15 protein-coding genes are annotated in these 15,479 nt (G+C 72.4%); 6 read left to right on the top strand and 9 right to left on the bottom strand.

Annotated elements, in window-relative coordinates; translation table 11 throughout:
* Nucleotides 1-32 precede the first annotated feature (32 nt).
* Nucleotides 33-827 (top strand): metal-dependent hydrolase, encoded by a 795-nt coding sequence (locus IE318_RS06720; RefSeq protein ID WP_030166964.1) that lies wholly within the window; start codon nucleotides 33-35, stop codon nucleotides 825-827.
* Nucleotides 828-859: 32 nt separating this feature from the next.
* Here IE318_RS06720 and IE318_RS06725 read toward each other — a convergent pair whose 3' ends face one another.
* From IE318_RS06725 to IE318_RS06740, 4 genes are all read right to left on the bottom strand, one after another.
* Nucleotides 860-1,138, bottom strand: a complete 279-nt coding sequence (locus IE318_RS06725; RefSeq protein WP_030166961.1) for a type B 50S ribosomal protein L31 — start codon at nucleotides 1,136-1,138, stop codon at nucleotides 860-862.
* Between the two features lie 63 nt (nucleotides 1,139-1,201).
* On the bottom strand, nucleotides 1,202-1,675 hold the full coding sequence (locus IE318_RS06730; RefSeq protein WP_189897506.1) for a DUF5709 domain-containing protein: 474 nt from the start codon (nucleotides 1,673-1,675) through the stop codon (nucleotides 1,202-1,204).
* A 462-nt stretch (nucleotides 1,676-2,137) separates the two neighbouring features.
* Nucleotides 2,138-3,919, bottom strand: coding sequence for an ABC transporter ATP-binding protein (locus tag IE318_RS06735; RefSeq protein ID WP_030166955.1), 1,782 nt, complete (start codon nucleotides 3,917-3,919; stop codon nucleotides 2,138-2,140).
* Nucleotides 3,916-5,985, bottom strand: coding sequence for an ABC transporter transmembrane domain-containing protein (locus IE318_RS06740; RefSeq protein WP_189897508.1), 2,070 nt, complete (start codon nucleotides 5,983-5,985; stop codon nucleotides 3,916-3,918). Before IE318_RS06740 ends, IE318_RS06735 begins: the two co-directional genes overlap by 4 nt.
* A 275-nt stretch (nucleotides 5,986-6,260) precedes the next feature.
* Here IE318_RS06740 and IE318_RS06745 point away from each other — a divergent pair, with 275 nt between their 5' ends.
* Nucleotides 6,261-7,016: a L,D-transpeptidase family protein gene (locus tag IE318_RS06745; RefSeq protein WP_189897511.1), complete on the top strand. Its 756-nt coding sequence runs from the start codon at nucleotides 6,261-6,263 to the stop codon at nucleotides 7,014-7,016.
* A gap of 104 nt (nucleotides 7,017-7,120) precedes the next feature.
* On the opposite strand, the gene IE318_RS06750 is transcribed toward IE318_RS06745, so the two are convergent.
* Nucleotides 7,121-7,576: a MarR family winged helix-turn-helix transcriptional regulator gene (locus IE318_RS06750; protein WP_189897514.1), complete on the bottom strand. Its 456-nt coding sequence runs from the start codon at nucleotides 7,574-7,576 to the stop codon at nucleotides 7,121-7,123.
* Nucleotides 7,577-7,692: 116 nt separating this feature from the next.
* Between IE318_RS06750 and IE318_RS06755 the strand changes: the two genes are divergently transcribed.
* Nucleotides 7,693-9,549, top strand: coding sequence for an ABC transporter ATP-binding protein (locus IE318_RS06755; RefSeq protein WP_189897516.1), 1,857 nt, complete (start codon nucleotides 7,693-7,695; stop codon nucleotides 9,547-9,549).
* 111 nt (nucleotides 9,550-9,660) lie between these two features.
* Here IE318_RS06755 and IE318_RS06760 read toward each other — a convergent pair whose 3' ends face one another.
* A complete protein-coding gene (locus tag IE318_RS06760; protein ID WP_189897518.1) occupies nucleotides 9,661-10,743 on the bottom strand; it encodes an NAD(P)-binding domain-containing protein in 1,083 nt (360 codons plus the stop codon).
* 58 nt (nucleotides 10,744-10,801) lie between these two features.
* Here IE318_RS06760 and IE318_RS06765 point away from each other — a divergent pair, with 58 nt between their 5' ends.
* Complete coding sequence (locus IE318_RS06765; protein WP_189897520.1) at nucleotides 10,802-11,224, top strand: secondary thiamine-phosphate synthase enzyme YjbQ; 423 nt, start codon at nucleotides 10,802-10,804, stop codon at nucleotides 11,222-11,224.
* A gap of 203 nt (nucleotides 11,225-11,427) precedes the next feature.
* Here the strand turns inward: IE318_RS06765 and IE318_RS06775 are convergent, their stop codons facing one another.
* On the bottom strand, nucleotides 11,428-12,126 hold the full coding sequence (locus tag IE318_RS06775) for a YqjF family protein (RefSeq protein WP_189897712.1): 699 nt from the start codon (nucleotides 12,124-12,126) through the stop codon (nucleotides 11,428-11,430).
* Between the two features lie 215 nt (nucleotides 12,127-12,341).
* Here IE318_RS06775 and IE318_RS06780 point away from each other — a divergent pair, with 215 nt between their 5' ends.
* Nucleotides 12,342-12,998 (top strand): hemerythrin domain-containing protein, encoded by a 657-nt coding sequence (locus IE318_RS06780; RefSeq protein ID WP_229903380.1) that lies wholly within the window; start codon nucleotides 12,342-12,344, stop codon nucleotides 12,996-12,998.
* A 177-nt stretch (nucleotides 12,999-13,175) separates the two neighbouring features.
* Here the strand turns inward: IE318_RS06780 and IE318_RS06785 are convergent, their stop codons facing one another.
* The gene (locus tag IE318_RS06785) at nucleotides 13,176-13,316 is read right to left on the bottom strand and encodes a hypothetical protein (RefSeq protein WP_189897522.1); all 141 of its coding nucleotides are present in this window, start codon (nucleotides 13,314-13,316) and stop codon (nucleotides 13,176-13,178) included.
* An 85-nt stretch (nucleotides 13,317-13,401) separates the two neighbouring features.
* Entirely contained in the window at nucleotides 13,402-14,265 is an 864-nt protein-coding gene (locus IE318_RS06790) for a UbiA family prenyltransferase (RefSeq protein ID WP_229903381.1), read from the bottom strand.
* Between the two features lie 46 nt (nucleotides 14,266-14,311).
* Here IE318_RS06790 and IE318_RS06795 point away from each other — a divergent pair, with 46 nt between their 5' ends.
* Entirely contained in the window at nucleotides 14,312-15,472 is a 1,161-nt protein-coding gene (locus tag IE318_RS06795) for a type III polyketide synthase (RefSeq protein WP_189897719.1), read from the top strand.
* The last annotated feature ends 7 nt before the right edge of the window (nucleotides 15,473-15,479 follow it).

Below are 15,479 nucleotides of genomic sequence, written 5' to 3' on the forward strand. Positions count from 1 at the left end.
GCGGCACACGAGGAATGGGGCGGGCAACGGCGATGATGGGACCAGCACACTCACTGTCGGGGGCGGCGGCCTGGCTCGGCGTAGGAGCCGCGGCCGCGGCGGCCGGACACCCGATGCCCTGGCCGGTCCTGCTGTGCGGCGCCCTGATCTGCGCCGGGGCGGCGCTCGCCCCGGACCTCGACCACAAGGCCGCCACCATCTCGCGTGCCTTCGGACCGCTGTCGCGCTGGCTCTGCGAGATCGTCGACAAGCTGTCCTACGCCGTCTACAAGGCGACACGCAAGAAGGGCGACCCGCGCCGCTCCGGCGGCCACCGGACACTGACCCACACGTGGCTGTGGGCGGTGCTGATAGGTGCCGGCGCCTCGGCGGCGGCGATCGCCGGGGGCCGCTGGGCGGTGCTGGCGATTCTCTTCGCGCACATGGTGCTGGCCATCGAGGGTCTGCTGTGGCGCGCGGCCCGCGGCTCCAGCAGCGACATCCTGGTGTGGCTGCTGGCCGCAACCAGCGCCTGGATCCTCGCCGGGATCCTGGACAAGCCGGGCAACGGCTCCGACTGGCTGTTCACCGCTCCCGGCCAGGAGTACCTGTGGCTGGGGCTGCCGATCGTGCTGGGCGCGCTGGTGCACGACATCGGGGACGCGCTGACCGTCTCGGGCTGCCCGATCCTGTGGCCGATACCGGTGGGCCGCAAGCGCTGGTACCCGGTCGGCCCGCCGAAGGCCATACGGTTCCGGGCGGGCAGCTGGGTCGAGCTCAAGGTGCTGATGCCGGTGTTCATGGTCCTGGGCGGAGTGGGCTGCGCCGGCGCGCTGAACTTCATCTGAGGCACGCGCTCGACCCGCTGCGGCACACCACCCTAGGGCGCCTGCTCACCACCCTGCCCCGCGTCCCCGTCCCCGCCGTAGCGGCGTGCGAACCGGGCGATGCGGCCCTCGGAGTCCACCGTGCGGGCTCTGCCCGTGTAGAACGGGTGGCTCTCCGAGGAGATCTCGACATCCACCACCGGGTATGTCTCGCCGTCGTCCCAGTCGATCGTCTGGTCGCTGGTCGCGGTCGACCGGGTGAGGAAGGCGTATCCGGCGGCCCGGTCGCGGAAGACGACGGGACGGTACTCGGGGTGCTTGTCCTGCTGCATGCGTACTCCTCGTGCGGCGGGCACCGGGGACCGGGCCGAGGCGGCGCCGACCGGGCACCGGGTTCAGCCCGACAGGGTGTCCTCGTCGACGACGTGCATCGCGGCCTCCTCGGCGGAGGCCGCCGCGCCGTCGATGCCCACGTCCGTGGCGACCAGCGCGCTCTCCTCGTCCTCGTGCGCGCCTTCGTCGGGTGCGACGAGACGGCCGGAGCGTGCCGCACCGACCTCGTTGTCCAGGACTTCCCCGTCGGTGCCCTCGACGTCGCCGATGCCGTCGCCGTCCGGCGCGGCCAGATCAGGCAGCTCCTCGGCCAGGCGCTGGTCCAGCGTCTCGCCCTGTTGGCGCTCCGCCGCGGTCACACCGCTGTGCTCCACGGCCCATGGCCGCTCCGGAGGGGACCAGCCACGGTCCAGGGGATCGTCGACACCGTCGTACACCAGCGTGTCCTCCGAGTCGAGCACCCCCGTGTCTTCCTTGATCTCGGAGGTCTCATCGGGCTGGTAGACGTCGTCTCCCCATCCGTCGGCGTTGTCCACGGATACCTCCAGGTGGTGGGGAAGGGCCCGTTCTCACCGCGGCCGACGGCCGGCCGCCGGAGCGCGGGGCACGGCTGTCACCCTGCACGAACCGGACGGTTCCCGGGCGCTCCCCGAGCCGCTGCCGCTTTCCAGCCTTCCACCGGTGTTCGGCACCGCGCAACGGCACGGCAGCCGCATCCCGGCCGCACATCGTCCGGTGAGGGCCCGGTACCCGGTATCGCGCCCGGTATCCGGCCCGTCACCAGGGCCGAAGCCGCGGACGCGGGCCGGGCCGATGCGGCGACCGGCCGGCGGGACGGCCTCCGCCCACCGGCCGGCCACAGGGTTTCCGCACGGGGAACCCCCACCCGCGCGCACGTGACCCCCACCACCCGCGCGCACGTGAACCTCAGCCGTGTGGGCCGGGATCTCGCCCGCGTGCACGTGACCTCCACCCGCGTGGGTCGGGACGTCGCCCGCTCAGCCGTGCCAGGACCGCCACAGTGCCGCGTACGCGCCGTCGGCCGCGACGAGCTCGTCATGACTGCCCAGCTCGCTGATGCGGCCGCTCTCGACGACGGCGATCACGTCGGCGTCGTGGGCGGTGTGCAACCGGTGGGCGATGGCGACGACCGTGCGCCCGTCGAGGACCCTGGCCAGGGACCGCTCCAGGTGCCGCGCCGCTCGCGGGTCCAGGAGCGAGGTCGCCTCGTCCAGGACCAGCGTGTGCGGGTCGGCCAGGACCAGGCGGGCCAGCGCGATCTGCTGCGCCTGGGCCGGTGTGAGGGCGAGACCGCCGGAGCCGACCTCCGTGTCCAGGCCGTCGGCGAGGGCACGGGCCCAGGCATCGGCGTCGACCGCGCCCAGCGCGGCCCACAGCTCGGCGTCGGCCGCGTCGGAGCGGGCGAGCAGGAGGTTGTCGCGCAGGGAGCCCACGAAGACGTGGTGCTCCTGGTTGACGAGGGCGACGTGGGAGCGCACGGCCTCGGCGGGCATCCGGGACAGCTCGGCGCCGCCGAGGGTGATCCGGCCGTCGCGGGGTGCGTAGATGCCGGCGAGCAGTCGGCCCAGCGTGGACTTGCCGGCGCCCGAGGGGCCCACCAGCGCCAGCCGGGTGCCCGGTGCCACCCGCAGGGACACCTCGCGCAGCACGTCGACGCCCTCCCGGTAGCCGAAGTGCACCCGGTCCGCGTGGACGTTCCTGCCGTCCGGGGCGAGCGAGTCGTCCCCCGCCTCCGGCTCGATGTCGCGGACACCGACCAACCGGGCCAGCGACACCTGCGCCACCTGCAGCTCGTCGTACCAGCGCAGGATCAGCCCGACCGGGTCGACGAGCATTTGCGCGATCAGCGCGCCCGTGGTCAACTCACCGACCCCGACCCAGCCCTGGAGCACGAACAGGCCGCCGACCATCAGCACCGAGGCGAGCACGGTGACATGGGTGACGTTGATGACAGGGAACAGCACCGAGCGCAGCCACAGCGTGTAGCGCTCCCATGCCGTCCACTCCTTGATCCGGCGCTCCGACAGGCGGATCCGCCGGTCGCCGAGCCGGTGCGCCTCCACGGTGCGTCCGGCGTCGACCGTCTCGGCGAGCGCGGCGGCCACGGCGGCGTAGCCCGCGGCCTCCGACCGGTACGCGGACGGCGCCCGCCGGAAGTACCAGCGGCAGCCGATCACCAGCAGCGGCAGCGCCAGCAGCACGGCGGCGGCGAGCGGGGGTGCCGTGACCACCAGGCCGCCCAGCAGCAGCGCCGCCCAGACCACCCCGATCGCAAGCTGCGGAACGGCCTCGCGCATCGCGTTGGCGAGCCGGTCGATGTCCGTGGTGATGCGGGACAGCAGGTCACCGGTGCCCGCCCGTTCCAGCACGCCCGGCGGCAGCCCGACCGACCGGATGAGGAAGTCCTCGCGCAGATCGGCCAGCATCCGCTCACCGAGCATCGCGCCGCGCAGCCGGACCTCGCGGACGAACACGGCCTGGACGAGCAGAGCCAGCACGAACAGTGTGGCGGTGAGCCCCAGACGGAGTTCCCGTGTGCCGTCCGAGACCCGCTCGACCAGGTCGCCCAGCAGCCAGGGTCCCGCCATGGAGGCGAGCACGGCGACGGTGTTGACGGTGACGAGGAGCAGGAAGGCCCGGCGGTGCCGACGCAGCAGCTCCAGGACGTAGGCGCGTACGGTGGCGGGGGCGCCGACGGGCAGGGTGGTCGCCGTCGTCGGGGCCGCCGGGTCGTACGCCGGTGGGGCCACGCCGATCATGCGGTCTCCTCGATCTCTTCCAGGGCGCCCCGCAGGGCGGCTTCGTCCTCGAGCGGATCCTGCGCCGCACCCCTGGGGGCGGACCCGCCCGCCAGTGGATGCCGCGCGTCGCGCCGCAGTGTTCCGTCGCTGCTGAGCACCTCGTGCACGGCGCGCTCCTCGTCCGTCTCCCGGGTCACCACCGCGCGGTACCGGGGTTCGGTGCGCACCAGGTCGCGGTGCACGCCCACCGCCACCGCCGTCCCCTCGTGGACGAGCACCACCCGGTCGGCGCGGTCCAGGAGAAGCGGCGAGGAGGTGAAGACCACGGTGGTGCGTCCGGTCCGCAGGGCTCGCAGTCCCTCCGCGATCCGCGCCTCGGTATGGGAGTCGACGGCCGAGGTCGGCTCGTCCAGGACGAGCACCTCCGGGTCGGTGATCAGGGACCGGGCCAGAGCCAGACGCTGGCGCTGGCCGCCGGACAGCGACCGGCCGCGCTCGGTGATCCGGACGTCCATCGGATCGCCGGCCACCGGCGACGCCTGGGCCAGCGCGTCCAGGACGTCGGAGCACTGGGCCGCCGCCAGCGCCGCATCGGCCGAGACATCACCGGAGGAGGGGACATCGAGCAGGTCGCGCAGCGAACCGGAGAGCAGCACGGGGTCCTTGTCCTGGACCAGGACGGCCGTGCGGGCCGCGTCGAGCGGCAGTTCGTCCAGCGCCACGCCGCCCAGCAGCACCGAGGCTCCCGGCTCGGGCTCGGCGGGGTGGCCGCCCAGCCGGTCCGCGAGACGTCCCGCCGCGTCCGGATCCCCGCAGACCACGGCGGTCAGGAGGCCGGCGGGCACCCGCAGCCCGGTCTCCGGGTCGTAAAGGTCACCGGAGAGGGCGGACACGGACGCCCCGGCCGGGGCAGAGGAGACCTCCGAGGTCCGCGCCTCGGTCGTCCGCGCCTCGGCTGTCCGCGCCTCGGTCGTCCGCGCCTCGGTCGTCCGCGCCTCGGTCGTCCGCGCCTCGGCCGTCCGCGCCTCGGCCGTCCGCTCCTTGGCGGTCCGCGCCTCGGCCGTCGGGTCCGCGGCCGCCGGTGCCGAGGTCCGCTCCAGCGACAGCACCCGTGCGGCTCGTCTGGCCGACGGGCGGGAGAAGGAGTACGCCATGGCGATCTCCTCGAAGTGCCGCAGCGGATAGGTGAGCACCATCACGGAGCTGTAGACGGTGACGAGTTCGCCCACGGTGATCCGCCCCGTACGGGCCAGGTGCACGCCGTACCAGACGACGGCGATCAGCAGCAGGCCCGGCAGCAGGACCTGGATGGCCGAGATCAGGGACCACATACGGGCACTGCGGACGGCCGCGTGCCGCACCTCCTGGGAGGCGCGGCGATAGCGGTCGAGGAAGAGCTCCTCGCCGCCGATGCCGCGCAGTACCCGCAGGCCGGCGACGGTGTCGGAGGCCAGTTCGGTGGCGCGCCCCGCCTTCTCGCGCTGCAGGTCGGCACGCCGGGTCGCGCGGGGCAGCAGCGGCAGCACCGCGAGTGCCAGCGCGGGCAGACCGGCGGCGACGATCACGCCGAGCGCCGGCTGGTAGACGAGCAGGGCGACACAGACGAGCACGATGGTGACCGCCGCCGCCGTGAACCGGGACACCGCCTCCACGAACCAGCCGATCTTCTCGACGTCACCGGTGGAGACGGCGACCACCTCGCCGGCCGCCACCCGCCGGGTCAGGGCCGAGCCCAACTGGGCGGTCTTGCGGGCCAGCAGCTGTTGCACCCGTGCGGCCGCCGTGATCCAGTTGGTGACCGCGGCGCGGTGCAGGAAGGTGTCGCCGAGCGCGTTGCCGGCGCAGGCCAGCACCAGCAGTCCGCCGGTCAGGGCGAGTCGCCTGCCGGAGCGGTCGACGACCGCCTGGACGGCGAGGCCGACGCAGAACGGCAGCGCGGAGACCGAGGCGAAGTGGAGCAGTCCCCAGGCCAGTGCCCTCAGCTGCCCGCCGAGCTGGTTCCGCCCCAGCCACCACAGGAATCGGGGACCCGAGCGCGCGTCCGGCACACCCGGGTCGGGATACGGAAGGTCTTGAATCTGCATGACGTCCCAGTGGCTCGTGTCAGGGGCGGAAGGCGGAAGGGGCCGCGAAGGGAGGCGACAAGTCGTGACAGCCTCGCTGCGCCCAGTTGTGGAAAGCAAGCGGTTTTCCGTGCGGGGGAACGGGATTGGGTGCCTCGGGCGCACCCCGTGCGCCTGTGCGCCTGCTGTGCTTCCGGGCCGACCGACATGCCCGACACATTCCAGAGAGAGGCAGATAAGGCTATTTGGACCAATGCCAAGTAGATCGCCCGTATTGTGATGGCCACCATGGGTTCATGCGAAGCGGTGGTGCAAGGCGTGTGATGGCCGCGGGCGCGGCCTGCGGTTTCTTTCTGACGGCCCTGGCCGCGTGCGGTGGTGAACGGGCCGAGGTCCGTCACGCGGACGTGCCGAGACCCGGCGGTCCCTCGGGTACCGCCCGGCCCGGCCCGTCCGTGCGACCCGCCCCGGCGCGGGTGCCCGGCATCGGTGAACGGCTGTGGCAGCAGGTGCCCGTGGGCACCCGTCAGGTGGTGGCGGTGTATGGGGAGCACGAGGACTCCCCGGACTCCACGCTCGTCCTCTACGAGAAGCGAGGGTCCGCCTGGCAGCTCGTCCGCAGTTGGCCGGCGCACAACGGCAAGCGGGGCTGGACGACGAACCACAGCGAGGGCGACGAGCGCAGCCCCGTGGGCGTGTTCACGCTCTCCGACGCGGGCGGCATCCTCGACGACCCGGGTTCGATGCTGCCGTACACCCAGGACGAGGAGGCCTTCCAGACCCCGTACTACTGGGACGAGGCGCACTGGCACGACTTCGACTACGTGATCGCCATCGACTACAACCGCCTGCCGGGCACCCGTCCCGACGACCCGACCCGCCCTCTGGGACAGAAGAAGGGCGGGGGCATCTGGCTGCATCTGGACCACGGCGACGGCACCTTGGGCTGCGTCAGCGTGCCGGAGTCCGCGATGGAGTATCTGCTGCGCAGACTCGACCCGGAGGACACCCCGGTCATGGTGATGGGGGACAGGGCCAACCTGCGGGCGTAGTCACCGGTCCACTGCCCACCGCATGTCTGCGCGCCGACGCGGCGGCGTGCCAACACGGCAATACGGCGAACGAGTTGGACCGTGCCGGACATCGGCCCGGTGTCTCAGCAGCCGCGCCCCTGGGCCGGTGCCGCGCCCACCAGTGTGTCCAGCAACCCGCCCAGCGCCTCGCGCTGTTCGCCCGTCAGTGGTGCCAGGATCTCCGCCGCGGCGGCCCGGCGCGCACTGCGCAGCTCTCGCAGGGCCGCTCGCCCGTCGTCGGTGAGTTCGATGCGGATCACCCGGCGGTTGACCGGGTCGGGAACCCGGCGCACCTTGCCGCTCGCCTCCAGCGCGTCCACGAGCGTGGTCACCGCGCGGGGCACGACCTCCAGGGCCGCGGCGAGGTCCGCCATGCGCGGCGGCTCACCGAAGTGCGCGAGGGTGCGCAGCAGCCGGGACTGGGCCGGCGTGATGCCCAGGGCGCGCTCCTCCAGATGGCGCTTCTGGATGCGGTGCACCCTCCGGGTGAGCCGCAGCAACTGCTCGGCGAGGAGGCCGTCGGGGTCGGGGCTGGTCATGCGGGAACAATATCAGGACCAGGTTCATTATGAGCATAGGTAACAATGAGCTAGGATCCGTCAGTCGTCGCCTGCCGCACGCCAGGGCAGGCGCCCGCCCACCCCCGTAGGAGCCCATGCATCCCGACCGCCAACCCACCTGGACCCCGCCCCCCGACGCCAAGGACCAGCCGCGGCAGGTCCGCCGCATCCTGCGGCTGTTCCGCCCCTACCGGGGCCGGCTCGCGATCGTCGGCCTGCTGGTCGGCGCCTCCTCGCTGGTCTCGGTCGCCACGCCCTTCCTGCTCAAGGAGACCCTCGACGTCGCGATCCCGAAGGGCCGTACCGGACTGCTGAGCCTGCTCGCCGCGGGCATGATCCTCAGCGCCGTCCTCACCAGCGTCTTCGGGGTCCTGCAGACCCTGATCTCCACGACCGTCGGCCAGCGCGTCATGCACGACCTGCGCACCGCCGTCTACGGCCGCCTGCAGCGCATGTCGCTCGCCTTCTTCACCCGCACCCGCACCGGCGAGGTGCAGTCCCGCATCGCCAACGACATCGGCGGCATGCAGGCCACCGTCACCTCCACCGCGACCTCCCTGGTCTCCAACGTCACCAGCGTCGTCGCCACGATCATCGCCATGATCGCCCTGGACTGGCGGCTCACGATCGTCTCGCTGCTCCTGCTGCCGGTGTTCGTGTGGATCAGCCGCCGGGTGGGCAACGAGCGCAAGAAGATCACCACCCAGCGCCAGAAGCAGATGGCCGCGATGGCCGCGACGGTCACCGAGTCGCTCTCGGTCAGCGGCATCCTGCTCGGCCGCACGATGGGCCGCTCCGACTCGCTCACGGCGGGCTTCGCCGAGGAGTCCGAACGTCTGGTCGACCTCGAGGTCAGGTCCAACATGGCCGGCCGCTGGCGCATGGCCGTCATCACGATCGTCATGGCCGCGATGCCCGCGGTCATCTACTGGACCGCGGGTCTCGCCCTCCAGTTCGGCGGCCCGCAGGCCTCGCTCGGCACGATCGTCGCCTTCGTCTCGCTCCAGCAGGGCCTGTTCCGCCCCGCCGTGAGCCTGCTGGCGACCGGCGTCCAGATCCAGACCTCCCTCGCGCTCTTCCAGCGCATCTTCGAGTACCTGGACCTGCCCATCGACATCACCGAGCGCGAGCGGCCGGTCCGCCTCGACCGCGTCAAGGGCGAGGTCCGTTTCGAGGACGTGGCCTTCCGCTACGACGACAAGGGCAGCCCCATCCTCGACGGCATCGACGTCACGGTCCCGGCGGGCAGCAGCCTCGCGATCGTCGGCCCGACCGGCGCGGGCAAGTCCACCCTCGGCTACCTGGTGCCCCGGCTGTACGACGTGACCGGCGGCCGCGTCACCCTGGACGGGGTCGACGTGCGCGACCTCGACTTCGACACGCTCGCCCGCGCGGTCGGCGTCGTCTCCCAGGAGACGTACCTCTTCCACGCCTCGGTCGCCGAGAACCTGCGGTTCGCCAAGCCGGACGCCACCGACGAGGAACTCAGGGCCGCGGCGAAGGCGGCCCAGATCCACGACCACATCGCGGCCCTGCCCGACGGCTACGACACCGTCGTCGGCGAGCGCGGCCACCGGTTCTCCGGCGGCGAGAAGCAGCGCCTGGCGATCGCCCGCACCATCCTGCGCGACCCGCCCGTCCTGATCCTCGACGAGGCCACCAGCGCCCTGGACACCCGTACGGAGGCGGCCGTGCAGGAGGCCATCGACGCCCTGTCAGCCAACCGGACCACGCTCACCATCGCGCACCGCCTGTCCACCGTCCAAGGCGCCGACCAGATCGTGGTCCTCGACTCCGGGCGCGTGGCCGAACGCGGCACCCACCAGGAACTGCTCGAGTTCGACGGGCGCTATGCGGGGCTGGTCCGCCGGGACGCCCGGCTGGGGCCGGCGAACGGGGACGCCGAACGGGAGCCCATGAACCAGGACGCCCAACTGGAGCCGTCCGGCTGACGAAGCCGACCGAGGCGCCGGAGCCCCGAGGCCCTCGAGACACTCGCAGGCCTCGGCCTCAGGCCTCCGAGGCGCCCGCAGGCCTCGGCCTCAGGCCTCCGAGACACCGCGTCAGGCGGCAGCGGCCGGTTCCTCCGCCGCGAGCAGCCGCCGGATGTCCCGTACGGCCGCGCGTCCGGCCCGGTTGGCGCCGATGGTGCTCGCCGAGGGGCCGTAGCCGACCAGATGGACCCGGGGATCGCCGACCGCCCGGGTCCCCTCGACGCGGATGCCGCCGCCCGGCTCGCGCAGCCCGAGCGGTGCCAGGTGACCGAGCGCGGCCCGGAACCCGGTCGCCCAGAGGATGACGTCGGCCGTGACGCTCCGCCCGTCCTTCCACTCCACCCCGTCCGGTGTGATCCGGTCGAACATCGGCCGGCGGTCCAGCACCCCGTCCTTCAGCCCCTGCCGGACGGCGTCGTTCAGCGGCAGTCCGGTGACCGAGACGACACTGCGGGGCGGCAGTCCCTGCCGCACCCGTTCCTCGACGAGCGCGACCGCGGCCCGGCCCAGGTTCTCGTCGAACGGACCGTCGCGGAAGACCGGCGGGCGCCGGGTCACCCAGGTGGTGGCGGCCGCGTACGGCGCGATCTCCAGCAGGTGCTGGGTGCCGGACGCGCCGCCGCCGACCACGATCACCCGCTGCCCGGCGAACTCCTCGGGACCGGCGTACTGGGCGGTGTGCAGCTGCCGCCCGCGGAAGCTCTCCTGGCCGGGATACCTCGGCCAGAACGGCCGGTCCCAGGTGCCGGTCGCGTTGATCAGGGCGCGCGTCGACCACACACCGTCCGAGGTCTCCACGAGCAGTCGACCCGCGGTGCCCTCCCGTACGGCCCGTACGTCCACCGGGCGCCGCACCCGCAGGTCGAAGGCGCGCTCGTAGGCGGCGAAGTACTCGGCGATGACCTCGGACGACGGCCGCGCGGGATCGGCGTCCGTCAGCTCCATCCCCGGCAGCGCGTGCATCCCGTGCACCTTGCCGTACGTGAGGGACCGCCACCGGAACTGCCAGGCGCCGCCCGGACCGGGGGAGTGGTCCAGCACCACGAAGTCACGGTCCGGCTCGAACCCGGTGCGCCGCAGGTGATACGCGCCCGACAGCCCGGCCTGACCGGCGCCTACGACGACCACCTCGACCTCGCGTGTACTGTCCACGTCAGCCCTCAACCGTGCCGGGAGCGGGGATCTTCCCGGGATCAAGGAGGATGGGGGCATGTCACATGCCTTCACCACCCGAGTGCTGAACGTCGCCTCCGGCTCACGGGAGACGGTCATCGACCTCACCCGCGACTGCGAGGCGTTCCTGCGGGAGACCGCCGACGGCCGTGACGGCCTGCTGAACCTGTTCGTGCCGCACGCGACCGCCGGGATCGCGCTCATCGAGACCGGCGCGGGCAGCGACGACGACCTCCTCGCCGCCCTGCACACCCTTCTGCCCGCCGACGACCGCTGGCAGCACCGCCACGGCAGCCCCGGCCACGGCCGCGACCACGTCCTGCCCGCCATCGTCCCGCCCCACGCGACCCTCCCCGTCCTCGGCGGCCGACTGGCCCTGGGCACCTGGCAGTCGGTCTGCCTGGTGGACACCAACAAGGACAACCCCAACCGCCAGGTGCGGCTGAGCTTCCTCGGCTGACCGGGATCGTCCTGGGGGTGGCCGCCAAGTCTCCGTACCTTGCGCCCTCGAAACGGAGAAGCCTTGCGCGGTACGGACCTGAACGACGTGATCGAACGCCCCTACGACGGATGCGGCAAGTGCCTGCTCGGCGTCCGGCGGCTCTCGATGACGAACGCGCCGTCCTGACGGCCGACGTGAGGCCGGTGGTGCAACGGCACCCCTCAACGCCGTCGCGCGGCGCGTCCTACCGGCCGTGAGAGGCCGAAACGCACCCGCCGGACTCCTTCCGAGAAGTGCACAAGGGGCTCCGCGTGCGGCCGAGGCAGCCCCGCGGCCGAGGTCACATTCTCCTGGAGATCCACGATTGCGGCCGCGCGCAGCGGCCAGGGCTCGTGTTCGACCGGCGTCTCCCAGATGATGCCGAGGCGCTGTGTGTACGCGCGCCATCGAGAGGTCAGCCACTCGTCCCTCTCAGCTGGGGTGATCGGCTCGCCGAGCCGGACGGCCATCTCGTACGAGGCGCCGCCGCCCCACCGGGAGCCCGCGTACCGGACCAGGTCCTCCTGGCGGGACACGCTCACTGTGCCGGGGTGGTACGGGACTCCGACAGCACGGGCGGCGAGCATCAACGGGCAGCCGACCTCCAGGGAGAGGAACCAGATTCCACGACAGCCGTCCCGGCTCCGGACGTATGTACGCAGATTCGTCTCCGGAAACGCGGGCAGGCCCGGGACCACAGTCGGCAGGGCCGAAGGTCGCAGATCGGTCATGACGAACGGCGTGAAGCTGACCCAGGCCGCGCCGTCGTACTCGTCCAGGACCAGCCCGTCGGGCACCAGTGGCCGGACCTCGTCCGACCGGAAGGGCCAGTGGACAAACGTCTGAGTCACCCAACCGGCTGCCAGCGCCGGAACGCGAATGCGCTGCTCCGGTGCGTACGAGACCACGTGCACCGTGTGCCCGGCCGTCCAACGGCGAAACGCTGCGCTGGAGACAAACGATCAGCCGGGCGTCGGTTGATGGGCGGCTCCCACCGCCTTCTTGTGGTGAGACGGGCAGCCTTCCGGGAGCGGATGACAGCGATGGACCCGGGTACCCACGACCTGTGAGACAGGAGTGAGGAGGACCTATGGGAATGATCAGCACGTCCTCAGCACTGACCGCGGCGACCAAGCCGCTGCTGACCGCGAAGGCCGCGACAAAAGCCGGGAAGGCTCCCGCGTGGCCTCTGACAGTCGCACGAAAGCTGGGCAGCGAGGATGCCGTCGAGGTGCTCACCCGCCAGCACCGGCAGATCAAGATCGGTTTCCTGCGCGCTGCGTTGCCGGGGCCACTGCGCCGCCGGAACTTCGAGCGGCTGATGCGCCTGCTGGCCGTACATGAAGCCGCCGAGGAGGCCCACGTCCACCCGGTCGCGCGCCGGGCGCTGCAGCACGGCCGCGAACTGGCCGCCCGCCGCCGCCATGAGGAGAAGCAGGCGAAGCAGTTGCTGGTGGCTCTGTGGCATACCGGCCCGAATGGCCGCGGGTACCTGCGGCGGCTGAACGAGGCCCGTCGTGCGGTCGCCCGGCATGCGGCGCGGGAGGAACGAGAGGAGTTCGCCGCTCTGCGCACGGCCCTGAGCGCGCCTCGGCTGCGGATGCTGGGCGCAGAGGTCAAGCTCACCCAGGCGTACGCGCCGACCCGGCCGCACCGCTGGGTCAATAATGAGGCAGCGAACAAACTGGCCGCGCCCGTCCTCGGCCCCTTCGACCGAGCCCGGGACGCCCTCCGCCACCGCGTGGCCTCCTGACGGTCAACAGGATCGGACCCTGCCGTAGGCCAGGCCGGTGCTGCGCCCCCTTGGCCGCACGGAGGCGAACCAGCTTCTCCGTCGCGGTACTTCGCTTCTCACCGCGCCGCCCGCAAACAGCCGATGTGTGTCACGGACGTACACGCCGCAGCAGCAGCTCCTTGGGTTCCGCGAAGGTCAACGGTGCCTGGTCTTCGGCAGCATGACGACGAGGGCCACGATCAGAATCGCGAACATGATGACGAACCAGGGGAAGAGATCAATGCGGCGGGCCGTCACCGTCTTCGTGGCGTTCGCCGAGGTGCCGCTGGAAGACATGCACCATGCGGCTGAACGCCTCGCTGGTGGCGTGCGGGGGAGCCCGGCGTCCCACGGCTGACCGAATGGGGTCGCGGGCCCCGGGTCAGGCCAGGTCCGAGCCGCGAAGCAGGAGTTGCGCCACCGCAATGCCGGCCACCGCGATCGCCGACCGGAACGGCCACCGGCTGTAGGCCAGGGACGGCACAGCCGTACCGGCGATCGAGATGATCCCGGCCGCCGCTGCCAAGACCCAATCCGAGGCCGCCACCGCCCCGGGCGGTCCGACGGTGAGCACTCCCACGGCCGCCAGCATCATGAAGGGGGCCAGCCAGCGGCAGGCCGGACGGCCCAGCCGCTGCGGCAGCCCCCGCACACCGGTTGCGAGGTCGGCCTCGATGTCCGGAAGTACGTTGACCAGGTGCGCGCCCACACCCAGCAACGCTCCCGCCGCCACCGCCCACCAGGCGGGCCCGGACGGTGACGGCAGACCGAGGGTGACGAAGGCCGGCAGCGAGCCGAAGCCCGCGGCATAGGGCAGCGGTGAGAGCACTGTGCGCTTCAAGCGCAGGTTGTAGGCCCATCCGCCGCCCACCACGCCCGACAGGTGGGCCGCTGCTGCTGCGGCGCCGCTCAGCAGTGACAGCGGCACGCACAGGGCCAGGGCTGTCCCGGCCGCGGCAGCCGCCATGCGGGGCGGCAGTTCTCCGGTGGCCGCCGGCTTGTCGCGGCGCCCGGAGGCGGTGTCGCGCTGTGCGTCGGCGGCGTCGTTGCACCAGCCGATGGAGAGCTGACCGGTCAGCACGGCCGCGGCGACTGCCGCCGACCCCACCGCCCCGCGGCCCGCCGCGACGGCCAGGGCTGTCACGAACACCGTCACGGCGACCGCCGGCTCCAGATGGCAGGAACGCAGCAGCGCCGGGAGGCGGGTCGTGGTGCGGGAGAGAACCCCAGATGGGTGGAGAGACACCTCTGCAAGGTAATGCGGCGTCCAGGACGAGGAAGGCATGAGCGACATGCGTGTTCCTGTGATCGTCGACCGTGTTCCTTCCACGCCGCCTACCGCGTCGTGCCGGGCAGCCGTGCCCGCCGCGGCGACCACGGTCGCCGCCGTGCGTACGGCGCTGCCGCCCTACCGTTACGCACAGGAGGAGCTCACCGAGGCGATCGGCGACCTGTGCCTGCCGCCGGGGGCGGACCGCGCCCTGCTGCGCCGCCTGCACGCCTCTGCGGGTGTGCGCACGCGTCATCTCGCCCTGCCGATCGAGCGGTACGCCGCTCTCGGCGACTTCGGGCAGTGCAATGACGCCTGGATGGCGGCGGGCCTTGAACTGGGCGAGGAGGCCCTCACCCGTGCGTTGAAGGAGGCGGGGCTGGCGCCTGCCGATGTCGACCTGCTGGTGTGTGCCTCCATCACCGGCGTGGCCGCCCCGTCGCTCGACGCCCGGCTGGCCGGCCGCATGGGGATGCGGCCTGACGTCAAGAGGCTTCCGGTGTTCGGCCTGGGCTGCGTGGCGGGCGCCGCCGGCCTCGCCCGGGTGCACGACTATCTGCGCGGGCATCCCGACGACACCGCTGTGCTGCTCACCGTCGAACTGTGCTCGCTGACGCTGCAACGGCGCGACGACTCCCGCGCCCACCTCGTCGCGGGCGCCCTGTTCGGTGACGGTGCGGCAGCACTCGTGGCACGCGGCGATCGCGGTGGTGGCAACCGCAGCGGCGGCGAGGCGCTGAGGACGGCCGGGCCATCGGTGGTCGCCACGCGCAGCCACCTGTACCCGGACACCGAACGGCTCCTGGGATGGGTCGTCGGCGCCGGGGGGTTCCGCGTGGTGATCGACGCCGGTGTCCCCGATGTCGTGCGGGACCACTTCGGCCGGCACGTGCGTGCCTTTCTGGCCGAGTACGGCCTCACTGCCGACGACATCGGGACCTGGGTGTGCCATCCGGGAGGCCCAAGGGTCCTTTCCGCCGTGGCAGACGCCCTCGGCCTGCGCGGCGATGCCCTCGACTCCGCGTGGTCCTCACTGGCGACAGCAGGGAACATGTCCTCGGTCTCCGTCCTCCACATCCTGCAGACCATCCGGGAAGCCCGCCGTCCCGATCCCGGCACCTGGGGGGTGCTGCTGGCGATGGGGCCGGGATTCTGTTCCGAACTCGTCCTGCTGCGCTGGTGAGTGATCC

The organism is Streptomyces spiralis (assembly GCF_014654675.1).
In the GTDB taxonomy this organism is placed as follows: domain Bacteria; phylum Actinomycetota; class Actinomycetes; order Streptomycetales; family Streptomycetaceae; genus Streptomyces; species Streptomyces spiralis.

What these genes read in the sequence shown, in the direction of transcription:
- IE318_RS06720 (WP_030166964.1), top strand. Translation starts at nt 33, where the DNA reads ATGATGGGACCAGCACACTCACTGTCGGGGGCGGCGGCCTGGCTCGGC.
- IE318_RS06725 (WP_030166961.1), bottom strand. Translation starts at nt 1,138, where the DNA reads ATGCAGCAGGACAAGCACCCCGAGTACCGTCCCGTCGTCTTCCGCGAC.
- IE318_RS06735 (WP_030166955.1), bottom strand. Translation starts at nt 3,919, where the DNA reads ATGATCGGCGTGGCCCCACCGGCGTACGACCCGGCGGCCCCGACGACG.
- IE318_RS06740 (WP_189897508.1), bottom strand. Translation starts at nt 5,985, where the DNA reads ATGCAGATTCAAGACCTTCCGTATCCCGACCCGGGTGTGCCGGACGCG.
- IE318_RS06745 (WP_189897511.1), top strand. Translation starts at nt 6,261, where the DNA reads ATGCGAAGCGGTGGTGCAAGGCGTGTGATGGCCGCGGGCGCGGCCTGC.
- IE318_RS06750 (WP_189897514.1), bottom strand. Translation starts at nt 7,576, where the DNA reads ATGACCAGCCCCGACCCCGACGGCCTCCTCGCCGAGCAGTTGCTGCGG.
- IE318_RS06755 (WP_189897516.1), top strand. Translation starts at nt 7,693, where the DNA reads ATGCATCCCGACCGCCAACCCACCTGGACCCCGCCCCCCGACGCCAAG.
- IE318_RS06765 (WP_189897520.1), top strand. Translation starts at nt 10,802, where the DNA reads ATGTCACATGCCTTCACCACCCGAGTGCTGAACGTCGCCTCCGGCTCA.
- IE318_RS06780 (WP_229903380.1), top strand. Translation starts at nt 12,342, where the DNA reads ATGATCAGCACGTCCTCAGCACTGACCGCGGCGACCAAGCCGCTGCTG.
- IE318_RS06785 (WP_189897522.1), bottom strand. Translation starts at nt 13,316, where the DNA reads ATGTCTTCCAGCGGCACCTCGGCGAACGCCACGAAGACGGTGACGGCC.
- IE318_RS06795 (WP_189897719.1), top strand. Translation starts at nt 14,312, where the DNA reads ATGCGTGTTCCTGTGATCGTCGACCGTGTTCCTTCCACGCCGCCTACC.